The sequence below is a fragment of the Acidobacteriota bacterium genome (assembly GCA_016196065.1).
GTDB lineage: Bacteria > Acidobacteriota > Terriglobia > Terriglobales > Acidobacteriaceae > Acidiflorens.
This window is the reverse complement of sequence record JACPYL010000010.1, coordinates 1,040,009-1,062,114: the sequence shown is the minus strand read 5'-3', so window position 1 is coordinate 1,062,114 and position 22,106 is coordinate 1,040,009. Positions and strand designations below refer to the sequence as shown.

Below are 22,106 nucleotides of genomic sequence, written 5' to 3'. Positions count from 1 at the left end.
GCTAGGCAATCATTTGCGACAGAACCTTGTCTTCTGCAACCACTGGGTCTGGGGTACTAACCGGCGCTTCCGCAGCGACTATCGGCGCGTTCGCGGACACACGAACCGTCTTGGCCCGTACCGGTGCCGGTTTGGATACAACTGGCGCCTTCACACGCGGCGCTCTCTTCTTGCTTTTCTTGCGCGGACTGACTCTGGCCGCTTCCCGCAATTCTGTAAAACTCGCTTGCAGAAAGTTCTCCAGGCGTCCCAGGTCCGGTGCAATATGGACGTCTCCGCTGAAGCCGAAATACACCATGCCGTTGTAGCTCAAGATGGCGCAATTGACGGCCATCTCGCCTCCCACCGGCACATACGGATACCAGTGCACCATCTTGTGGCCGAGCACATAGAGCGGGACCTGCGGTCCCGGCACGCTCGTGCATACCATGTTGAAAGGCGTGAAATGCAACCGGCTGATCATGGGTCCGGTAACCGCCTGCATCGAACTCGGCAGGATGCCAATCAGTCCGCCCGCCAAACTGATTAGTTCGGCTGCATGCGATCGTTTGAGAAATTCGGTTCTGCTGTGGACCGCCGCCAGCAGTTTCTTCGGGTGCCGAATATCCAGCGGAATCGTGACGGGCACAAGCGAGATGCGATTCCCCAATTCGCTCGAAGCAGTCGTTCCGCGCACATTCACTGGAACCATCATGCGCAGCAGGCGTCCCTTCACGGTCTCGCCATGCAGTTCTGAATACCGCCGCATAGTCGAGGTCACGAGGGCAAGCAGAACGTCATTCACGCTGGTCCCGCATTTCTGTCGGATCGCTTTCACTTCCTCGAGCGAAATTTCGGCCCACGCAAATTTCTGCGGCCCTTTATAGAGGACGTTGAATCCCAACCGCTCGGTGGACGATGTCAGTTCCGGAAGCAAACTTGAAAATTCTTCCGCTGGCGGAGCGCCTCCTTCAGCAAGGCTTCGTTCCGCGATATTCAGAATGTCTGTCCATGCGGACAAGAGCCGGTCGACAAAATTGCCATACGAATTTGTCAGGCCATCGAGCAGCGGGCTCTGCGCGCCATGCGGCGCAGGAATGCGAAAGGGACGTTTCGTTTTCGGCAGATCAGGCACCGCCGGACTGCTATCCATCAGCAGGCTCATGATCCCCACCGCGGCGATTCCATCCGCTAGGCAGTGATGCAATCGGGCAATAATGGCGGTGCGCTTGCCCTTCAGCCCGTGGACCAGCGTCAGATCCCACAAGGGATGTTCCCGGTCCATCACCTGGCTGAATAGCTTCCCGGCAACTGTCTTCAATTCCGCATCGGTACCATGCTTGAGCGTAGTCTTGCGGACGTGGTTGCGAAGATCGAATTTGGGATCGTAATCCCAACTCGGCAGGCCAATATTGAAAGGAGAAGGGACGATACGCTTGAGGAAACGCGGAATCAAGGGCAGCTTCGACTCGACAAACCGCAGATAGGTCTCGAACGGGATCTCGCCTTCCAGCACGCTGACTCCGGCCACGTTGAGCGGCATGCCTTCGCGTTCCAGATACAGAAAAACGCTGTCGCCCCAGGACAGGCGGTCACTGCTCGAATGGTTCTGCATAACAACTCTCCTCGTGATCACGAAACAATGGTTCCGGAAAAATGGTTCCGGGCAATCCCGTATCTCAGCTCACAAAAGAAAACTGAGACGCCACCTTGACCAGCTTAAGCACCTTGTAGACGTCGACATTCACTCCGCGCAAAATGACTTTGACGCATTTATCGTCCGCGATCATGGCGAACTCTTCCATCGCCCGCACCGCGCCCGGATCGATGCGGCGTACCGCCGAAAAATCGAGCACCACTTCACCGTCCGCGCTCTCCAGCTTCTTGCCGGCCGCTTCCAACATCTGGACGATACGTTTCTCATCAACCTTGAGCCACACTGCAAGCACTGCCATAAGCATCACCATCCACTACGCGGTTTGTTGCTGAGCTGTATTGATGACGTTCTCCATGCCTCTTCCCCGATAGGCCTGCCAGAACATGTCGGCCAATTCGCTGATCAACGGCATCCGGGGATTCGACCGCCAGGACGGATCGTCAAATGCCAGCCGGGCTAAATCCGGCATGGCCCGCTCGAATTCTTCCTTCGAGATTCCCAGGTCTGCGATCGAGCGTGGCACATCGAGTTGGTCGAGCAGATTCTCTATCGCCACAACGAGGTTCTGTACCTTTTCGTCAATCGTCTGTCCACCCAGGCCGAGCAAGTCCGCGATGGTCGCGTATTTCTTGTTGGCGACGTAACCCTGCTGATAAGGAGACGGCAAGAACTTCGTGGGCACGCCCGCGTTGTACGCAATTACATGCGGCAGCATGAGAGCATTGGCCCGCCCGTGCGGCACGCCGAAGCGCGCTCCGAATGCGTGCGCGAGCGCGTGATTCACGCCTACGGCCGCGTTCGAAAACGCCATCGCCGCAATGCACGCTGCGTTGTGCATCATGCTGCGTGCTTCTTCATCGCGCGGATTCTCGCAAGCGATCGGCAGATACTTGAAGGCCATGCGGATCGCCTGCATTGCGTTGCAATCCGTGTAAGGCGATGCCAGGGTTGACACGGCAGCTTCGAGCGCGTGCGTCAGGCAATCGATACCGGTGTCGGCAGTAAGTCCTTTCGGCATCGACATCACAAATTGCGAATCGACAATCGCCACATCCGGAGTCAGCGAATAGTCAGCCAGAGTTACTTTGCGGCCATGCTCTTTGTCGGTCAGCACCGCAAACGGAGTCACTTCACTTCCCGTTCCGCTCGTGGTCGGGATCGCAATGAGTCGAGCGCGGTTCGTCTTTTCTGTGGGGTACTGGACCACTCTCTTGCGCAGATCCAGAAAAGGCGCGGCCAGTTCCTGGAGATCTGCGTCCGGCGATTCGTACTTGAGCTTCATGATCTTGGCTGCGTCGATCACCGATCCGCCGCCGAGCGCAATAATCTGGTCCGCCTTATAGAAATTGAGTGCGTCCACTCCCTGCATCACGACTTTGATTTCGGGTTCAGCATCGGGAATGACCGAAACGTGGACGTGAGTCTGCGCGGGAATGTATCGCCGGACAATGTCAACGTGACCGAACTTCTCCAGCGAGGGGTTCGTAATGATGAACGTGCACTGCGATGGAAACTGCCGCAGATTCTCCACCGCGTTGCGGTTGAAATAGATCTGATTGGGAACTCGGAACCACATATGGGCCTGTGTCCTGCGGGCGACGCGCTTGATGTTGAGGTAGTGATAAATGTTCACGTTGTCGGTGGTGCTGTTGCCGCCACCGGTGCCGCATCCGAAGGAGAACGTTGGTACCAGATCGTTGTAGATGGCGCCCACGGCCCCGACCGAACCTGGCGAATTCACGAGAATCCGGCCTGCGTTGATCACTTCGCCGAATTTACGGATGATTTCGTCGTTGCGCGAGAAGATGACGGCCGTATGCCCCAGACCGCCCGCATGATTGACGTCGATACACACCTTAAGCGCCTCGTCGACCGACTTTGCGCGATATACCGAGAGCAAGGGGAAGAGTTTCTCCACCGACAATGGGTGTTCGCGGCCCACTCCCCGAATCGGAGCGATCAGGAGCTTGGTGTTTGGCTTCACGGAAAGACCGATGCGGCGAGCAATGTCAGTCGCTTTCTGTCCGACCGCCATCGGATGCATGAATCCTGTTTCCGGATCGATGACCGTGCGCTCCAGCAGTTCGGTTTCTTTCTCGTTGCAGATGTGCGCCCTCAGTTCCGCAAATTTCTTCAGCACCACTTCATAGATTTCATCGTCGATTACTACCGTCTGCTCAGAGGCGCAGATCGTTCCGTTGTCGAAGGTCTTCGACAGGATGATGTCCACGACTGCCGTGCTCAGGTCGGCTGTCTTTTCCAGATAGACCGGCGTATTGCCCGGCCCCACACCGAGCGCCGGTTTGCCTGAACTGTAAGCCGCCTTCACCGCGCCCGGTCCGCCCGTGGCATCGATCAGGCCAACATCTTTGTGGTGCATCAAGTAAGCGTTGTCCTGCAAGGTGTGGGTTTCGAGACAGGTGAAAACGCCTTCGGGTGCGCCATTCTTCAGCGCTGCCTCATACATGATCTTCACGGCCTCAGAGCAGCAACGCCAGGCGTTCGGATGCGGGCTGAAAATTACAGCGTTCCGCGTCTTGATCGCCATGATGCATTTGAAGAGCACCGTGGACGTGGGGTTCGTGATGGGAGTAAGCGAGAAGATGACGCCGATGGGTTCCGCCATCTCGACCAGATTGCGTTCCGGAAACTCGCGAATCACGCCGACCGTGCGCTTATCCTTGACATAGTTGTAGGCAAACTCCGTGGCCACCATGTTCTTGATGACCTTGTCTTCCATCACACCAATCTTGGTTTCCTCGACCGCAAGCTGGGCGAGATGTTGGGCGTGTTCCAGGCCGGCCAGCACCATCGGCTTGACGATGCGGTCCACATCTTCTTGCGTGAATTGGGTAAAGACGGCGGCGGCAGTTTTAGCTTGACGGACTAACGTTTCAAGGTAGGCAATCCGTTCGACACTGAGAGTTTCTGTCGCAGGCTGGGTCTTCACCCGCTCCTGCACTACTTCACTTGTGATCATTGCGCCCCCTTGATTCACATCCGGGGCTGAGTACCTGCGAGAAGCACACTCACTCTGTTTTAGCCGGCTGGTCGCGACCGCCAAGAGCGGCCAGAGAACGATTTCGCCGGGTTAGGGTCTTGTCTTCCTATGCGTAGTCGATGGGATGTTTCTCCAGCCAGTGCTCATCGCGCACTCTGCCCATGCTTTCCATGGCGCCATCCGCGACGCTGGTCGTTAAGCAGCGGCTTTTCCAGGCAATGCCTGCCACCAAGCCGATGGTTCCACCGAGAAGTCCCCAAGCCAATGATTTGCGCACTGACTTGGGACGACTTCCTGAACAACTGCTCAAGACGCCGATGCAAGCCCCAAAAAGGGCAGGCTTCACAGCATGTCGAACCGACTCACATAGAAACGGAGTAAGAGACTTACCATGTAGAAATGCTTCTCGGCCGGAACGCGCTCCCTCCAGCCCAGAATTCAGAACCTTTCGGCCATAATCAACAGTGGCCTTCGACCACTCCTGCACATCCATGAAATTTCCTCACTGTTCCAGCCGAAACGGAAATACGCCATCACTAGAACATTCCCAAGGTGGGAAGTCCGTGGCTGGTATCACGGATGAAAGTGCGCGGGGTCACAACAAAAATGTGCGGTGCAGCATGAGTGCAGCGGGAAGAAGGCCGGTTGAACAGCTTTCAGCGCCTGACGTTTCCGGCGTGAACACGGGCGGAGCCTTGCAAAGCTTGCCGGGTCGCCTCAAGAGTACGCATCAATGACTCTTTTGGGAGTGTCTGAACGATCGGTTCGATAATCCATCCCAGCCCGAACGGTAAATCCCTCGTCAGCGAGATTGCTCGACACTCGATCGAAACGCCTGCTCCACTTTCCTCGAATTGCCAGTAAGAATAAAGACGCCACAGGAAGCCGAAGCCGGTATCGGGCAGCATCACCCTCTCGGTCGGGCGTCCCGCGTCTTCAACTTCGGCAATCCGCGTTGTGTACGACCGGCACAGCCAGCGCTTCTTGTCGAGCGCGCGGTAGTGCACGTCGTGATCCGTATCGAGCACCACCGTCAGGATCTTTTTCTTGAGAAGACGCAAGTAGATCTGGAACTCGTCGCCGTGACGGCTGATCAATTTTGATGCGATGACTTCAGGTTGATATATGTTCTGGTGGTTGTTGTAGTCCTGCACCAGCGCTATGGTGTCTTCAATATTCGTGCCCGGAATCAGCGCCGCTCCGATCCAGTCATGGATCAATCCACTGGGCACTTTGACCGGCCCTTTACCCGACCAGAACTGCGCCAGGACCTCTCCTCTTCGGACTGCCTCGGTTCTTTTCGCGATGGCATCGGACCACAGGAATGGACCGCCGCCGTTAAGAATCTGCTCCATCTCCATTTCGGCGTCACGAATGTAGGAATTAAAGCTCTCCCGCGTTTGCTGCTGCAGCGTTACGGTAGACGCGGTTTCGTCCATGGTGTTCGACCTACTGCGAATTCTGAACCACTTCGCTCGGCTGATCACGCCGAAGGGCGAACCGGCCGTCATGCAGGACAGCGCTTTGGAGTTCGCGTTTCAGGAGTTTCCCACTGCCAGTCTTGGGCATGCTCGCGACGAATTCGATCGATCGCGGACACTTGTAGTGCGACAACCGCGCGCGACAGAATTCCAGAAGATCGGCTGCTGTGGCTTGAGCGCCCGGCTTCAGCACGACCACTCCCATCGGGACCTCTCCCCATTTGTCATCAGGAATTGGAATCACGGCAGCTTCGTAAACGCTCGCGTGCGCCAGCAGTACTTTCTCCACTTCCAGGGAAGAAATATTTTCCCCGCCGCTCACAATGATTTCTTTCTTGCGGTCAACAATCTGAATGTAATTGTGAGCGTCAACGGTGGCCATGTCGCCGGTGTGGAACCAACCGTCTTTCAGCGCGGCGGCAGTAGCTTCGGGCTGACGCCAGTAACCTTCCATGACGCCGTCGCTCCGGGCCACGATCTCGCCCATCACCGTACCATCGTGCGGAACGTCTTTCCCGTTCTGGCCGACGACGCGCAGCTCAGCCCCCGGAATCGCAAACCCCGTCATGGACTGACGAACGTAGCGCTCCTCCCCGGCTGTCGGAATCGCCGACTTCAGCGGCGATTTTGCCAGCGTGGGACAAGTTTCCGTCAACCCATATCCAGAGATGCATGTGCAGCCGACCTTCTCTTCAACCTCTTTCACCAGCGTCGGGGACGAAGCCGCTCCGCCGATGATGACCATGTTCAAACTGCTCAGGTTGTACTTCGACCGCTCCGGAGAATGCACCAGCACATTGGCCATCGTGGGAACCATTGCACAAGTGGTCACGTGCTCCCGCTCGATCAGGCGGAACACTTCCGTTGGATTGAATTGGTGAATCATGACGTGCGTGCCTCCCGCAACCGTGATGGTATGAGCCGTCCCCCACCCGTTCGCGTGAAACAAAGGAATGGTGTGCAGCAGCACGGATTGGCACGACATATCTCCCAACGTCGCCGGAGAAGTCTGGCCCGCGGCCATCACAGACAATGCGTGCAGATATACGTTGCGATGAGTGAGCATCACTCCTTTCGGACGGTCGCTGCTGCCGCTGGTATAGAACAGCTCGGCCACGGAATCCTCATCCACCTGCATGAAGTCACAAGCATAGGGAGAAGAAGCCGACAACATTTCGTCATAGTTCCGCGGCGAAAGCCACGTCTCCTCGCGGTAACCGTCCAAAAGGAACGAAGCTTCGATGGACGGAACCGTAGCGCGAAACGATTCCACGAGCGGGACGAACGCCGATTCGACGAACAGAAACCTGGCCTGCGCATCATTCAAAACGAAAGCCAGTTCTTGCGGGCTCAGGCGCATGTTCAAGGGCAGCAAAATACAGCCCGCCTCCAGCACTCCGTAGTAAGCCTCCAGCAACCGGTGACAATTTGTGCTGAGGAAAGCGATGCGATCGCCGGGCCGAACGCCCGCGCCGACGAGCACTCCCGCCAGACGCATGGCGCGGTCCGCAAATTCCGCATAAGTGAAGCGTTGGTCGCCGCACACTACTCCGACCTTGTCGGGAAACTGGTCGCACGCATAGTGCAGGAAACGAATGGGAGTAAGTGGGATCTTCATGAGCGCCTCGCAATCGGGATGGCAAGTATCCCGCCGGCAGCCCGCCAGTGCGATGCTCAGGCTGGCAGGGACAATCGAATCGTAACCTGCATCCTGAGCGGAGCAACCGCTACGCGAGACGTAGCAGTTGCGAAGGCTAAGGAACCTGTCGGCGAGTACGCGACGCCGGCATCGTGCTGGTTCACACGCGGCGAAAGCAGACGGTTTCCAGAGCGCTGGAAACTCGATTGCCGCAGGTCCTTCACTTCGCAGGGCCGGTGTTCGAAGCGGCCCATACCCCGCTCAGAATGACTCCTTCATGCGGCCACTGCCGATATCAGGCAGCAGCAGCTTTCCGGTGCGCCTTCTTCGCATGATGTTCAGTCTTGTGCGTGCTCTTCTGTACAACCGGTTTAACCACCGCATCCATCACTGCTTTTTGGGCATCGACGTAGCTCTTCACTCCCTCTCGTGTCAATTCCGCAAGTGGAAGGAATGGAAATGGACGCAGGAGTTCGAGCGTGTTCCCGGCAATCTTCACGCCGGAATTCATTTGCCGGCCGGCCACATCAACCAGTTTTTTCTGCGCATCCATGAGCGATTCGGTCGCCTGCCGCGCCAGTTGTGCCAGTTCGGACTTCTTCATCTTCTTTGCGCCATTGCTGTGTTTTGCGCCTGTGGCTTTCGCGGTTTCCTCGGCAATCACGTCCATGAAATGCTTCTGGGTCTTTACAAACTGCTCCATCGCTTCCTGCGCCAGTTGCACGAGATGCTCGCTCTGGAACGGTTTCCCAGCTTGAGCCGCCGCTACCCACTGATGGGTTTGCTTGCCGACGATTTTCAGGAATTCCTGCTGCATATGGATGAATGTCTCCACGCTGCGGCCTAACAAGTCGGTTATCGCCTGCGCTGCCGGCAAATCGCCTACATGCTCTCGAACGCCGGTCATGAGGATTTCGTTCTGCTGCTTGCCCAAATCGAGCAGGATCGTTTGGGCCTCGATGAAGTTCGTCATACTCTCGGCAGTCACTTCACTCGCGATCGCCGTCGGAGAGAAATGCGGATCGGATAATTGTTGCCGCACAGAATGCATCACGCTGGCATTCTGCCGCATGGCGAGATCCAGAAGAATTCTTTGCGTGGCAAAGAAGCTTTGGACTCCCTGCTGCGCCCAACCCGACAGAAGCGATACAAACGACGACTCCCTGGGATGAGTGCGGGAAGCTTCGGACTTTACGGTTGTTGGCATCGACTACCTCCATTGCTGCACTGCAGCATCAATTAAGACTATACGATTGCTGGGAATTTGTGTCAATATGTATTTTGCATGTGTGCACAGCAGCAAAGGCACGATCCAATCCGTCCAGCCCCGGTCGTCATCAAGAAGTACGGCAACCGCCGCTTGTACGATTCCGCCGGGAGCCGCTACGTGAATCTCGAAGACATCGCGGAACTCGTTCGGGCCGGCCAGAACGTTCAGGTCGTCGACGCCAAGACGGGCAAGGACCTGACTCGCGTCACCTTGACCCAGATCATCACCGAGGATGCGAAAGATAAGCCGACAGGCTTGCCGCTCGAATTGCTGCGTCAACTCATCGTTGCGTCCGATGAAGTGCGGCAGGAATTCGTCATGTGGTATTTGAAATCCGCGTTTGATACGTATCAGAAAGTGCAGGACACGGTGCAGAGCCGGCTCGGCGAGGTCCAATCCGCCATTCTGTCGCCGGTGGATATGATGAAGCGGTTCCTGGGCGCACCGGGGCCTCCCGAGGCACGGGCCGAGGCTGAGCCCGAACCCGAACTGGATACTCTACGCAGGCGTGTAGCGGAATTGGAGAAGCGGCTGGAAACATCTGGAAGAAAAACTGTCCCGCGCCGGAAGCGCAAGGCAAAGGTATAATGCGCTGCGGGCATGCAGTTTGCCCGCGTCGCGCGGTCAGTGGAACGTGCGCAAATGTCGGACCGGCCTAAGACGAGATCGCCGCGCAAACAGAAGAACGCCACAGCCTTGCCGAAGGCGGCGCGCACGAAACACAATAAACACCACTTGGAAGCCGACATCTCGCCGTGGACAGAGGCGCTGTTCGCGGCCGAGGTCCTGCTGTTGCACGCAACCCCTGTCTACTACGGTTTCGGCGTACCTCGGGGCGACGGTTCCGGCGTCGTTATCATTCCAGGATTTCTCGGCACTGATCTTTATCTGATGGAGCTCCACGCCTGGCTGGGCCGCATCGGATACCGGCCTTATTTTTCCGGCATTGGCATTAACGCCGAATGCCCCAACCTGCTGATCGAGCGCCATCTGAATGACACCATCGCGAGAGCCCTGACCGAGACGGAACGCAGGATTCACCTGATCGGACACAGCCTCGGGGGCGTGATCGCACGTTCGGTGGCTGGTCAGAGGCCGGACGATGTCGCTTCCGTGATTACGCTAGCCTCTCCGTTTCGCGGTACCGTGACCAGTCGAAGTGTTTTGCACGCCAGCGAAGCCGTTCGCCAGAGAATCTTGCGAGAGCACGGTACGAGCGTTCTGCCGCACTGCTACACCGGTCGCTGTACCTGCAATTTTGTCGACTCACTCAAGCGTGATATCCCGGGCACAATGATGGAGACCGCCATCTACACCCGCAACGATGGAATCGTGGATTGGCGCTATTGCATGACCAGAAATCCGGAAGTTGATTTTGAAGTGCCCGGCACTCACATTGGAATGGCATTTAATCCTTCGGCCTACAGCATCGTCGCGCAGCGCCTCGCGATGGCGCAATCAGCCGAGTGATCCCTCAAGCTCCCAGTCCGACCATTTCTAATACAGCTCCGATATCTGTCTCTAGTGTTTCGATTGGCTTGCCCGGATATTCCAGTCGGAGTTTCATGCGCACGATGCTGTTGTTCGCGACTTCAAAGCTGCCCTTACAGTCGGTCTTCAGATAAGGGAGTCGATGGATGCCCGCGCCGGACCCATCGATCATTACTTCCAGTCTTAATCCATTGTTTGATTTGCAGTGAAATTCCCACCGAAGTTCGCCTGGATCCCGTTTGATTTCCTGCAGGTTCCCGAACTCGTGCTGCTTCCCCTGATGCCACAGCACTGCCTTGCGAAAGACCAATCCCAGCGGCATTTCATATACCAGGGCTTCGAATGTGCTCGGCGGTCCACCGGCCAGCGGACAATAGGAATGCGTCCAGGTCCAGAAGTTTCGATGGCGAAATCCGCAATTGTGTCCTTGAACGCCGAACGCGAGCGGGTCCCCTTCGAAACGTCGGCCATCCAGCGTGACCTGCCCGGAGAACACTCCGTCGGAGTGCGGCGTTCGTGAGAAGCCAATCCAACCCTTGCTGCTCAATGTGACACGAAACGACGAGCGATAGCTGAGGTCCCACGAGATCTCGTGCCCTTCCACTTGCAGCGCTCCGCGGCAGGAATTTTCGCCGATGGCATTCTTCCCAATCTCGAAGTGGAATGGATTTTTGCCCGGCGCGCTCAGGCCAAGCGACGACAGCGGAAACCCTTGAATGAAGCTCTGCGGTTTTCCATCGCGTGGAAACCAGGTTGCCCACACCTGTACAGGCTGACCGCTCGCATTTCCGGCGCAGCCCGAGCGCCCGGGATTCATCAAGAGATAGCGAAACCACCACGCCCCGCTGCCGTCCGCCAGGCCCATCCGCAGAAACCAGACTTCGTATCGGCGGCGAGTCGAGAGGGAGGAATAGACTTCGTTGAGTGTCTTCACGATCTCATAGCCTACTTAGCGGGCTTGCTCCTGCTCACGCGGTTGAGAATGCGGCGAACCTTCTTGGGTGAGACAGAGAGGCGTGCCGCCACGCGCGACACCTTGCGGCCCTCCCGCTCCCAGACCTTGGGAATGATCAACTCGGCGAACTCTTCTGTGATCTGCTGGAACGTCTTATCTCCTACTGATCCCTGCGACCAGGCGCGCAGCGTCGGATTCACGCTGCCGCCGCGCAGTACGCGGGCTTTCAGCGTCTGTAAGTCGTCCCAGGCAGTTTCGACATGGACGCCTTTCGAGAGCGTCAGGGCCTGATCGTAGCAACGGCGGGCCGATTCGGAATCATCGAAGAAGCGATTGCAGTGGGTCAGGCCTTGCCAGATGCAGGCGTGCGCGAGCAGACGGCGGTTCTCGGTTTGACGAGCAAGTTCGATTGCTTCCTGAGCGCAGTCCTGCGCGAGGCGGGCGTGACTTCCCGGTTCCGTGTTCTCCCCGATTCCTTCTTCGACGCGAGCGTTCTCGATCATGCACTGCAGCAGGCGTGCGCGCGCCATGAGGATGTGGTCAAGTCTCTCTTCGCCAAGGCGGAAAGCGATTTTCGTTTCGACCTCAGCGCGGTCCAGGTCACCGTTGTCCAAATGCAGATATCCATAGTTCAAGTGCACGCTGCCCAATCCATGGTGATTCCCGTATTGCTCATAGATGGAGGCTGCTTCTCCAAGTTCCGCCAGTGCCTGCTCGCGAAGTTCCGCAAAGCGACTGCGATAAGAAAGCTTGCCGCGGTCATTTCCCGCACGACCCCGTGAGGCCGCCTTTCTTCGGCGTGCTGCGTCTGCATCGATCTTGCGGCGCAGTTGCAGCGCGATCAGCCGCTTTACATAAGCCATGTTATTCAGCGATCGCGCGACGTTACGATGTTGCGGATCACGCTTGCGGTAGCGAGCGATGGCGGCGGTAAAGCTCTCGATGGCGTGCTCATACCGTCCTTGACGCCGCGCAATCCGCCCGTAAGCGGAATGGATGTTGCCAAGAGTGAGGTAGTCGTCGGTCTTGCTCAGGACAGCCTCGGCAGCCTGCAGAATTTCGACCGCCTGCTTGATGTCTCCCTTTTGAAAAAAGAGCCAGCTTTCGAGTACTCGCATGACCGCGGCCATGGGTTGATGGCCAAGTCCCAGCGCAAGCTGTCTGCCCTTGACCGCAAATTCGAGCGCCTGGTCGTACTCGCCCTTCATGCGCAGGCAGCGGCCTTTCCAGAAATTCGCGATCGACAACAGTTCGCTATCTTCCGTCTCCTGTTCCAGGCTGAGAACAAGATCAAAGTGCCGAAGTGCCTCTTCTTTCGATTCCTCTGACATCGCTACCATCCCCTCCGCCATGCGCAGATAGAGGTAGTGGTGGAGCGGGAGATGCGCACGCTCCGCCCGCGGAAAGCGCGCGACGATGTCCTTGACGAGTGACGGCCGCTGAAACCCAACGTCCACCCACTGGGCGAGATAGCCCGCGAAAAGTGCGGCGTTCTTCTGTTCGGGATCGAATGAGGTGAGCAACTGGCGATGGTCTTCGAGACGCGCCATCCCGCGTGCTACTCGCCGGCACACCAGGTCTTCTTTCAGTTGCGCGAGAAATTCATCCGAGATCCCGCTGGAGTTGGGGCTCATCGTGCACACAGGCAGATTGCCTGTTCCTAGTCGACGTAATCATATGCCACCAGGGTCAGGAATTCCGCGAAATCCGGGCTGGTCATCATCTTTTCATAAATTGCTGCGGCATCTGCCATGCGTGTGCCCGTGAGATCACGCTTCTCCTCCGCGATAATTTCGCGGACCATAGTCTGCGTCACGCACCGTCCGTCGCTGAGTTTGGCGCCGTGTCTTACCCATTGCCAAACCTGGGACCGGCAGATTTCGGCCGTTGCCGCATCTTCCATCAGGTTGTAGATGGGAACACATCCCGAGCCGCGCAGCCACGACTCCAGATACTGCAGCCCGACATCGATGTTCCACCGCAAGCCCTGCTCGGTGATTGCCCCCCCGGTGAGGGCAAGCAAATCCTTTGAGGCGACGTGAACATCGTCACGGCGATGGCCGATCTGGTTCGGTCCTTTCATGTGTGTGTCGAAAATCTCTTTTGCGATCGGCACCAGGCCAGGGTGCGCCACCCATGTGCCGTCGTGCCCGGCCTTGACCTCGCGAAGCTTATCCTGGCGCACCTTGTCGAGGGCTTTCTCATTGGCGACGGGATCGTTCTTGATCGGAATCTGCGCCGCCATTCCTCCCATCGCGTGAATGCCGCGGCGGTGACAGGTTTTAATCAGCAGTTCCACGTAGGACTTAAGAAAGTGTTTGTCCATGGTCACAATCGAACGATCGGGTAGAACGAAGTCCGGGCGGTTTCGAAATTTCTTGATGAAGCTGAAGATGTAGTCCCAGCGTCCGCAGTTCAATCCGGCGGAATGTTCGCGCAACTCATAGAGGATCTCGTCCATCTCGAAGGCTGCCAGAATTGTTTCAATCAGCACAGTTGCGCGGATTGTGCCTCGTGGGATGTGGAGTGCGTTCTGGGAAAAGCAAAATACGTCGTTCCACAAGCGCGCCTCCAAGTGGCTTTCCAGTTTGGGCAAATAGAAATAGGGTCCAGTTCCCTTCTGGACAAGCTGCTTGGCGTTGTGAAAGAAGTAGAGCCCGAAATCGAATAACGATGCCGAGATCGGCTCGCCGTCGACGAGGAAGTGTCTTTCGATCAAGTGCCAACCTCGTGGTCGAACCATGAGAGTCGCCACCGTGGACTTCAGTTCGTAGCGCTTTCCCTCAGGACTCACATAGCTGATCGTGCCTTCGACGGCATCGCGAAGGTTGGCCTGTCCTTCGAGATTGTTGCTCCATGTTGGCGAATTCGAATCCTCAAAATCCGCCATAAAGACATTCGCGCCCGAGTTCAAGGCATTGATGATCATTTTGCGGTCGACGGGGCCTGTGATCTCGACGCGCCGGTCGAGGAGATCTTGCGGAATCGGTGCAACCGTCCATTCCGTGTCTCGAACGCGTGCCGTCTCCGGCAGAAAGCCGGGTAACGCACCGCCGTCAATCTCTTTTTGGCGAACTTGCCGGCGCGCCAGAAGGTCGCGGCGCCGCGGTTCGAACTCTCGTGCTAGACGGTTGAGAAAGCGGCTCGCTTCCGGGCTGAGGATGTGTGTCTCGAGTTCACTGTGGGTGCTTGCCATCGTTGCCATGATCCGAGCGTACCGCTGTCTAGAGAAGGATGCAGGCTCACTAGTCCGAAACGGACGACCTGGTCATTACGGACGAGCCGGTTTGTCGTCTTCGATCCGCTGAGTTCTACTCGGCTTGAGCGGAATACTCCGCGCGACGAACCGTGAATGAAGCTGTGGAGTCCTCGAAGGAGATTTCAGATATGCGTAGCGAAAACACACCAGAGCAGCAATGGAACACCGACCCTCGCTGGAAGGGCGTTACCCGCCCGTACGGCGCACAGGACGTCGCCAAATTGCGTGGATCGATCCAGGTCGAGCACACCTTGGCACGTCTCGGCGCCGAGCGCCTCTGGTGGCTGTTGCACAACGAGTCCTATGTCGCCGCTCTCGGAGCCCTTACCGGCAACCAGGCCGTACAGCAGGTGCAGGCTGGGCTCAACGCCATCTACCTCAGCGGTTGGCAGGTTGCTGCCGATGCCAACAATGCGGGCCAGATGTATCCCGATCAGAGCCTGTATCCGGCGGACAGTGTCCCCAATGTCGTTCGTCGTATCAACAATTGCTTGATGCGCGCCGATCAGATCCATCACCTGGATGGTAAGAACGGGATCTACTGGATGGCGCCGATTGTGGCCGACGCAGAAGCCGGATTCGGCGGAAGCTTGAACGCCTACGAATTGATGAAAGCCATGATCGAAGCGGGAGCAGCCTGCGTGCACTTCGAAGACCAGCTTTCCTCGGCGAAGAAGTGTGGACACCTTGGGGGCAAAGTCCTCGTTCCAACCTCGGAAGCGATTCAGAAGCTCGTCGCGGCCCGTCTTGCGGCCGACGTGCTCGGCGTGCCGACACTGATCATGGCGCGTACCGACGCCGACAGCGCTCATCTTCTGACCAGCGACATTGATCCGCGCGATCGCGAGTTCGTCACCGGAGAACGCACTCCCGAAGGCTTCTTCCATATACGGGGAGGTCTCGATTCCGCGATTGCTCGCGGGCTTGCCTACGCACCCTATGCGGACGTGATCTGGTGCGAAACCTCGGAACCGAACCTCGAACAGGCGCGCCACTTTGCCGATGCGATCCATGCCCAGTTCCCCGGCAAACTCCTGGCCTACAACTGTTCGCCGTCATTCAACTGGAAGAAGAAACTCGATGACCGTACCATTGCCAGCTTTCAGAAGGAACTCGCCAAGATGGGATACAAGTTCCAGTTTGTCACGCTGGCTGGATTCCACGCCCTCAACTTGAGCATGTTTGAGTTGGCACGAGGCTACAAAGATACGGGCATGACGGCATATTCGCGTTTGCAGGAAAAAGAGTTTGCGCGCGAAGCGCAATACGGGTACCAGGCCGTGAAGCATCAGCGCTTCGTTGGCACAGGATACTTCGATGCCCTCACGCAGGTGATTGCGCAAGGCGCGTCCTCAACCACAGCGCTGGAGGGTTCCACTGAGCAGGAACAGTTCTCGGAGGTGAAACTTCAAATGCGCCCGCTCCATGGTCCGGATGCGGGATGCCAGCCGATTCTGGGCGATTGCCCGTCACTGGTGTCGGAAATCATGCCGACCGAGGAAGCGCTTCTGCCATCGGGGGATTAAGTACCGAGCACTACAAATTTCTCTCACCAAGCGCCCGGGGCTGAGAATAATCAGGTCCGGGCGCTATTTTGTCTTGCTCTGGTGTCGGAAGTCATACCGACTGCGGTTAGAAAATTCCCTTAGCCCCCACCCTAATCTCACGACATTCCCGTGCGAAACGTCTACAAAAAGCCAGATCCCGGTAATCGAACAGGCGATCGAAACCGCGCGCTGCTGCTCGGATCAGGCAAGTCCCGAGCCCGAGGGTACTGTCTGGAGATGAGCTGCGCCGACTTCTTAGCGGGGGCGCACTTGGATAATGGGGATCCGGACATATTGCTGGACTCCATCTCGCGCTACTACCGGTTCCTTCCCAGCCCCGAAAAACAACAATTCTTGTACGAGATTGTGCAGCAGGCTCATGAAGAAAATCCCACCCAAAGACCCGCGGTCTAAGCTTGACGATAAGAGTTACCTCGCTCTGCATCGACAGATCCTCGAGCGAGACAATTGGCGATGCCAATCCTGCGGGAGCATGCAGAGCCTTCATGTACATCACCTCACGTATCGAAGCCATTCAGGAGGTGACGTAGAGCCCAATCTCATCACACTCTGCGCTACCTGCCACAGCAGGCAACACTCAACATACTAGTGTTCGTGAGTGGATGCCTGACGCTGCACAAGACGTGGTCGTTTGGCACGGTGATCGCATTGTGCCAGTTGGTCACAGTTTGAGCGCCACCATCTGCATCGCCCAGCCATTGGTCGCAGGGCACTTAGCAGCTAGGAGCCCTGGTTGCCGGCCCGCAAGTCCTCAATAAGATAGGCAGATTGCCGTCCCGTCATGTGCTCACCCCGATCCAATAGTGACGGCAGTAACTGCCATACCTTTCTCTTATGGGTCGAATTCGGCTAACATCTTCTTCAAGCGTGCGGTGCGAATGATTGACGACACGGGGCCACTCGCACTCAGATCGACCATGCTCACTACAATCGAAAACCTTACCTCGATTTGGCAGCGTGTGCTGCAGCGGTCGCCCATAGGCCCTGACGAGAACTTTTTCGAACTCGGCGGTACCGACCCGTTGGCCGACCAACTCTTTTCCGAGATCGCTCAAACCTACGGCCGTCTGATCCCCAGTGCCACGATCGGCCACGCCCCCACCATCACCGCTCTCGCTGCCGTTTTGGAGCAGCCCAGCCCTCCCCTCTTCAACAGCGCTGTCCAGATCAAGAACGGCGACGAGGAGGCTCCGGTGTTCATTGCGCCTGGCCTCAGCGGCAACGTCCAGTTCTTCAAACTTGCCAAGCATATTTGCACCAGACATGCCATTTACGGAATGCAGGCTCCGGGGATCGACGGACAGGAGCAACCCTTGGAGCGCGTCGAAGACATGGCCCGGTTCTATGTCGACTCTCTTCGCGAGCGTTGGCAAAACGGTCCCTACATCCTGATCGGTTACTCGTTTGGTGGTATGGTGGCGCTCGAAATGGCGCAGATACTCTTAGAAAAGAAGGAGGCGGTTGGTCTGCTGGTTTTGTTGGATGCCTATCCTCACCCGCGATATCTCTCGCGTGACCTTCGCCGACGCCTGTTTGTCCAACGAGTCAAGGGCCATGTCAATGTCATGCGGGAGTTGCCCCTCCCCAGCGTTCCCTCCTATTTCACGAGCCGTATCAAGGGGATATTGCACATGGGCGGGCCGAAGCATGAAGTCGGCGATCCCGGCGACAATTCCCGGGTGACGTTCGCTCAGACGGTTCCGTGGGTCAAGCAAAAAGCGTATGCGGCCTATGAGAGGTATCAGCCTCGCTTTTACCCGAGCAAAGTAAAGTTCGTCACCACAGAGATCAAGTCTTTCTTCCCTGGAGACCCGGCGGCGGTCTGGAGCAAGCTCATTTCTGAACTTGTAGTCGATGTCATCCCCGGGGATCATCTCGACATCGCTACCACCGAATTTGAAGGCCTTGCCTCTGTGCTCACCCGCTACCTCAGCGAATATGACGACGAGAATTTTCCAAAGCTTTCCGGCGGGACGATAGAGGACAATGAAACCACAAAGGCACAGCAGGGATCAGGAAATCTGAAACGGTAACCCAGCGCACCGAGGATCAACCTCTTTATGCCATCCGCAGCCGACCCGGATGTCCAACAGGCGAACCGGCTATTCGCGAGCGTCATCATCGCGGTTTACAACGATTGGGCGCCGCTGGCGAACTGCCTGCAATCACTGGCTGCACAGACCAAGGCATTCAGTTTTGAAGTCATTGTTGTCGATGACGGCAGTACACACAATGCGCCTGCATCCATCCTCGAGTGGATGCAGAAGTATCGTTGGAAAATCCTACGGCAGCCGCATCTTGGACCGGCGGCAGCCAGAAATCATGGGATTCGACAATCGGTCGGCGAGATTCTGGTCTTCACTGACGCCGATTGCATCCTCGAAGATCATTGCTTCGCCGCATTGGGCGCATGCATCGCGGCGTCCCCCTCGTGCGGCTACTTTCAGCTTTGTTTGGCGGGAGTGCGATCCAACCTGCCCGGAAAGGCTGAGGACTTGCGTCTGATCGCCACGCAGAGCTTTCTTCTCCAACCGGATGGCTGCATTCGATACATGAACACTGCCGGGTTCGCTGTTCGGCGTTCCTGTGTCGATGTAGAGACAGGTCTATTTGATGAGCGCGCGCTGCGCGCCGAGGATTCGCTTCTGTTGGCCAACTTGATGCGACGGAATCAATTGCCTTTTTTTGTCCGGGCTGCCGCCGTCCGTCATCCGATCAATCTGTCGGTTCTGGGAGTTCTGCGCAGGACGGTTCGCTCTGCCCTGCTGGAGGCTCCGACGCACGCCATTATTTCAACTTTGGGCATAAAGGTTCTCATGAACCATCGCGAGAGATTCGGGATGCTGCGCTCCATCTGGAGGATTTCCAAAACTAAGTCCATTGGACGAGCAGCATTCGTTCTCCTGGTTGCAAGGCAGACTTTGCGGTTATTGACTCTTACCGCGTGCAGAATCTTGCCAAGGCGTAAACGCGAAGAGAACGTCGTAGGCAATCTTGGGCAAGTATGACCGTCGTCACCGTTCGGAAGCGTCGCGGAGATTTTACGTGACAGCCTTCTCGAGAGACTGCGATATCCGCCGGGCGGCAAACCCCGCGCCAAACGCGAACCGCATCACCGGTCCAAAGGTGTTTGCGGCGGCGATTCCAGCGAAATACAACCCTGGCACTGACGATTCAAAATTCGACCGCAGAACGGGTGCGCCGTTTACGGCGCGAATTTGCGAGCGAAGTTCCTTGGCCACGAAATTTAGCTTTTCGAGGTCAACCCGATATCCGGTCGCGGCGATGACATGCTCGGTCAGGACTTCCTTCACTGATCCGTCGAGCGACCGCAGGTGAAGGTGAACACCGTCCCCCTGAACTTCAGCCCGCTCCACTGTGTAGCCAAGCAGCAGGGGCACTTTCCCAAGGACCATATCGCGAGTGAAATATCCGCCCGAAGGACCGAGCACCCTCTGCACCGCTTTCAGGCGTAGTGACTGAGGAAGATATTGAAAGGCCCACGGAGCATTCGCGAAGAACCGCAACCGCATGCCAGGGCCGATTCCGGAGTCGGGATGCCGGAGCTTCCGCCACCTTGATCGCGGCGTCGGACCGGGCTTGCTATGAAAGTTCAGAGCTTGTTTGCGGGCAATGAGTTGGACTTTCGCGCCCGCTTCATAGAGCAGTCCGGCTATGTCCAACGCCGATGCGCCGCCGCCCATCACGACGATATTCCGTCCTCTAAATGGTTCAACTTCGATGTGCCGGGCGCTGTGGGATAGAAATTGGGCCGGCAGTTGCGCCAGGTTCGACGGCAGATTTTCGAAGTGAGTAATTCCCACCGCGAGTACGACGCGCTTTGCAACGCACGTTTCCCCATTTTCGAGCTGGATTGAAAATCCACCTTGAGTGCGATCCAGTCCGACGACCAGCCTGTTTTCCAGGTTGGGTACCATTCGATTCTGAAAGGCGAGTCCGTAGGCGCAAAAGGTTTCGAGACGCACCGGGAGCCCCATATCTGCGTAGGCGATTCCTTTCTCTTCACAAAATTTCTTCAGGGTGTAGGCGCCGTCCGGATCTGAAAGATTGGAAGCGAAACCATCCGACTTAAGGAACATTCCCCTGGGCATGTGCGACAGCCACGTATCCATCGGCGGGCCAAAGATACGAAACGGCATGCCACGTTGCCGCAAGTGAGCCGCTATCGAGAGTCCGTACGGACCTGCGCCAATGATCGCAATTTCCTGCATTACGAACTCCTCTGTTTAGCATCCATCGATTTCCCTGGGCGATGCCAACCTCGCTGTTTTCTGCTGCTGCGGACACAGGCTTCCATCAGCCCGGGCTCTTGCCACGGAACATCTTGATACGCGGAACGCAGAAACGAACTCTGCGGATCGCGGATCCACTCCTGCGGGAATAGTGCGATGGTGTCATGGTCGGTCAGCTTTGGAGAAGGCGCCACGGTCTTCCCGGACAGCGCCTCCAACAAGGCTGCCGGAACATCGTGTCCCAGCCCAAGCGTGAGGTGGCAGAGTTGCGTGACACGCGGATTGATTTCAATCATGTATGGCTTCCGCGTGTCAGCTTCCAACATGAAGTCAAGCCCGTGTATTCCGGAGAGCCGCAAGCGTCGGGCGATTCGGCTCGCTGCATCAGACATTTCTTCATTCTCCATGAAACGCACGACCGTAGCATGGCCCGCCGCGTCTCGCTTCTGAATGACCTCAAAGTGGAGCGAAGCCAGCACTGCTCCCTCCCAGCAGACGACTACGCTAGTCCCTTCACATCCGTCCACAAATTTCTGCGCATTAACAACCGATCGGCGTCGGAGCAGCGATGGCTGTACCAAGGACCAATTGTGATCGATAACTGCCCGTTTCAAAGCCCGGGCAATGAGCGGAGGCGCTTGCAAAGCCTGGAAAGCCAGTTCGGCTTCTTTCATCGTTCGAACAACCCGCACTCCATCACCCCCGGAGGTTCCATTTGCCTTGAGGACCGTGGGAAGGCCCATACGTTCAACCCACTTCTTGAGATCGTCCACAGAGTGAAGAGCGTGGGTCTCAGGAACTCTGACACCCTCCTCCTCGGCCACTCGCATGGAAGCAGCCCTGTCCGACAAGATGGGAAAGCTCTCCGGCGAACCAATTGAACGTTCTATCAGGAGCGCGGAACGAGCCTCACTTGCACCGCGTTGTAGGTCTCGTTGATGAAGGGCGTGGAGATGACGGACCGCCAAGTCGTCAGCGGGAATCACTAAGTGAGGGTGGGTTGCTTCGATCGCATGTTGGAGTGACTTAAGCGGTAACAGCGGGCGATATCGGATGGTCGCGCGTACTGCGCTCGTTTTAGTGACAGGATGGCCCGCTGGACAAAAAGCTTCCACTCGAAAACCGGCGTCCGCAAGCGCCATTGCAAGCCGAGCCGCCGGAAACCAGCGGGTTGTTGCGACCAGCAATACCGTTGGTTGTGAACTAGACACAAGTATTTGAACTTCTTGATGTCACGCCTAAACAGCTAGGGGCATCGACGTCCTGGAGCAGTCTTCGCGATAGCTCTTCATATGGTCGGATCGTCTGCCGCTGGCCGAAACCACCCGGCTCCTCAAGAAGGCTAGCATGCTTTGGCCAGCACTGGTCCTAAAGAATGCCTGCGTCCCGCAGAGGTTTCGAAACCAAAAGTTAGCCGATACGGTCGAGAGAGAGTCCGATTGCACATCGGGACCCTTGATAGCACGTTCGGCAGTATTTTTTGCCTCTTGTGCTCAGGACCCGAATCTGGTTGTGGGCGAGTCTTCCCCGTTGTCGGTCCTTCAATAGATGGC

Annotated in this window: 18 protein-coding genes; 6 read left to right on the top strand and 12 right to left on the bottom strand. The window is 57.0% G+C overall.

The genetic code is table 11. From position 1 onward, the window contains the following. Position 1: 1 nt before the first annotated feature. The 7 genes from HY010_07780 to HY010_07750 all read right to left on the bottom strand — a co-directional run bounded on the left by HY010_07780 (position 2) and on the right by HY010_07750 (position 8,964). Positions 2-1,594: a wax ester/triacylglycerol synthase family O-acyltransferase gene (locus HY010_07780; GenBank protein ID MBI3475618.1), complete on the bottom strand. Its 1,593-nt coding sequence runs from the start codon at positions 1,592-1,594 to the stop codon at positions 2-4. Between the two features lie 64 nt (positions 1,595-1,658). Then, positions 1,659-1,934: an STAS domain-containing protein gene (locus HY010_07775; GenBank protein MBI3475617.1), complete on the bottom strand. Its 276-nt coding sequence runs from the start codon at positions 1,932-1,934 to the stop codon at positions 1,659-1,661. Positions 1,935-1,949: 15 nt separating this feature from the next. Continuing rightward, a complete protein-coding gene (adhE, locus tag HY010_07770; protein MBI3475616.1) occupies positions 1,950-4,616 on the bottom strand; it encodes a bifunctional acetaldehyde-CoA/alcohol dehydrogenase in 2,667 nt (888 codons plus the stop codon). A gap of 127 nt (positions 4,617-4,743) precedes the next feature. Then, positions 4,744-4,914, bottom strand: a complete 171-nt coding sequence (locus tag HY010_07765) for a hypothetical protein (protein MBI3475615.1) — start codon at positions 4,912-4,914, stop codon at positions 4,744-4,746. Positions 4,915-5,293: 379 nt separating this feature from the next. Beyond that, positions 5,294-6,076 carry a hypothetical protein gene (locus HY010_07760; GenBank protein MBI3475614.1) on the bottom strand — a complete coding sequence of 261 codons (783 nt, stop codon included), beginning with the start codon at positions 6,074-6,076 and terminating at the stop codon, positions 5,294-5,296. A 10-nt stretch (positions 6,077-6,086) separates the two neighbouring features. After that, the gene (locus tag HY010_07755; protein ID MBI3475613.1) at positions 6,087-7,736 is read right to left on the bottom strand and encodes a long-chain-fatty-acid--CoA ligase; all 1,650 of its coding nucleotides are present in this window, start codon (positions 7,734-7,736) and stop codon (positions 6,087-6,089) included. 316 nt (positions 7,737-8,052) lie between these two features. Then, a complete protein-coding gene (locus HY010_07750) occupies positions 8,053-8,964 on the bottom strand; it encodes a hypothetical protein (protein ID MBI3475612.1) in 912 nt (303 codons plus the stop codon). A 78-nt stretch (positions 8,965-9,042) separates the two neighbouring features. On the opposite strand from HY010_07750, the gene HY010_07745 reads away from it, so the two are divergent. After that, on the top strand, positions 9,043-9,615 hold the full coding sequence (locus HY010_07745; protein MBI3475611.1) for a pesticin: 573 nt from the start codon (positions 9,043-9,045) through the stop codon (positions 9,613-9,615). Between the two features lie 54 nt (positions 9,616-9,669). Beyond that, complete coding sequence (locus HY010_07740) at positions 9,670-10,497, top strand: hypothetical protein (GenBank protein MBI3475610.1); 828 nt, start codon at positions 9,670-9,672, stop codon at positions 10,495-10,497. Positions 10,498-10,501: 4 nt separating this feature from the next. Here HY010_07740 and HY010_07735 read toward each other — a convergent pair whose 3' ends face one another. Genes HY010_07735 through aceB form a run of 3 tightly spaced genes read right to left on the bottom strand, consistent with a single transcriptional unit; the run spans position 10,502 to position 14,678 of the window. Continuing rightward, a complete protein-coding gene (locus HY010_07735; protein ID MBI3475609.1) occupies positions 10,502-11,452 on the bottom strand; it encodes a hypothetical protein in 951 nt (316 codons plus the stop codon). An 11-nt stretch (positions 11,453-11,463) separates the two neighbouring features. Next, on the bottom strand, positions 11,464-13,107 hold the full coding sequence (locus HY010_07730; GenBank protein MBI3475608.1) for a tetratricopeptide repeat protein: 1,644 nt from the start codon (positions 13,105-13,107) through the stop codon (positions 11,464-11,466). A 26-nt stretch (positions 13,108-13,133) separates the two neighbouring features. Beyond that, positions 13,134-14,678, bottom strand: coding sequence for a malate synthase A (gene aceB, locus HY010_07725; GenBank protein MBI3475607.1), 1,545 nt, complete (start codon positions 14,676-14,678; stop codon positions 13,134-13,136). Positions 14,679-14,860: 182 nt separating this feature from the next. On the opposite strand from aceB, the gene aceA reads away from it, so the two are divergent. From aceA to HY010_07705, 4 genes are all read left to right on the top strand, one after another. Then, positions 14,861-16,258 carry an isocitrate lyase gene (gene aceA, locus HY010_07720; GenBank protein MBI3475606.1) on the top strand — a complete coding sequence of 466 codons (1,398 nt, stop codon included), beginning with the start codon at positions 14,861-14,863 and terminating at the stop codon, positions 16,256-16,258. Positions 16,259-16,772: 514 nt separating this feature from the next. Continuing rightward, positions 16,773-16,889, top strand: coding sequence for an HNH endonuclease (locus HY010_07715; protein ID MBI3475605.1), 117 nt, complete (start codon positions 16,773-16,775; stop codon positions 16,887-16,889). Positions 16,890-17,217: 328 nt separating this feature from the next. Then, positions 17,218-18,333: an alpha/beta fold hydrolase gene (locus tag HY010_07710; GenBank protein ID MBI3475604.1), complete on the top strand. Its 1,116-nt coding sequence runs from the start codon at positions 17,218-17,220 to the stop codon at positions 18,331-18,333. 27 nt (positions 18,334-18,360) lie between these two features. Beyond that, positions 18,361-19,308 (top strand): glycosyltransferase family 2 protein, encoded by a 948-nt coding sequence (locus HY010_07705; protein ID MBI3475603.1) that lies wholly within the window; start codon positions 18,361-18,363, stop codon positions 19,306-19,308. 33 nt (positions 19,309-19,341) lie between these two features. Here the strand turns inward: HY010_07705 and HY010_07700 are convergent, their stop codons facing one another. Further along, positions 19,342-20,532: an NAD(P)/FAD-dependent oxidoreductase gene (locus HY010_07700; GenBank protein ID MBI3475602.1), complete on the bottom strand. Its 1,191-nt coding sequence runs from the start codon at positions 20,530-20,532 to the stop codon at positions 19,342-19,344. Next, a complete protein-coding gene (locus HY010_07695) occupies positions 20,532-21,404 on the bottom strand; it encodes an ATP-grasp domain-containing protein (GenBank protein ID MBI3475601.1) in 873 nt (290 codons plus the stop codon). Before HY010_07695 ends, HY010_07700 begins: the two co-directional genes overlap by 1 nt. Between the last annotated feature and the right edge of the window lie 702 nt (positions 21,405-22,106).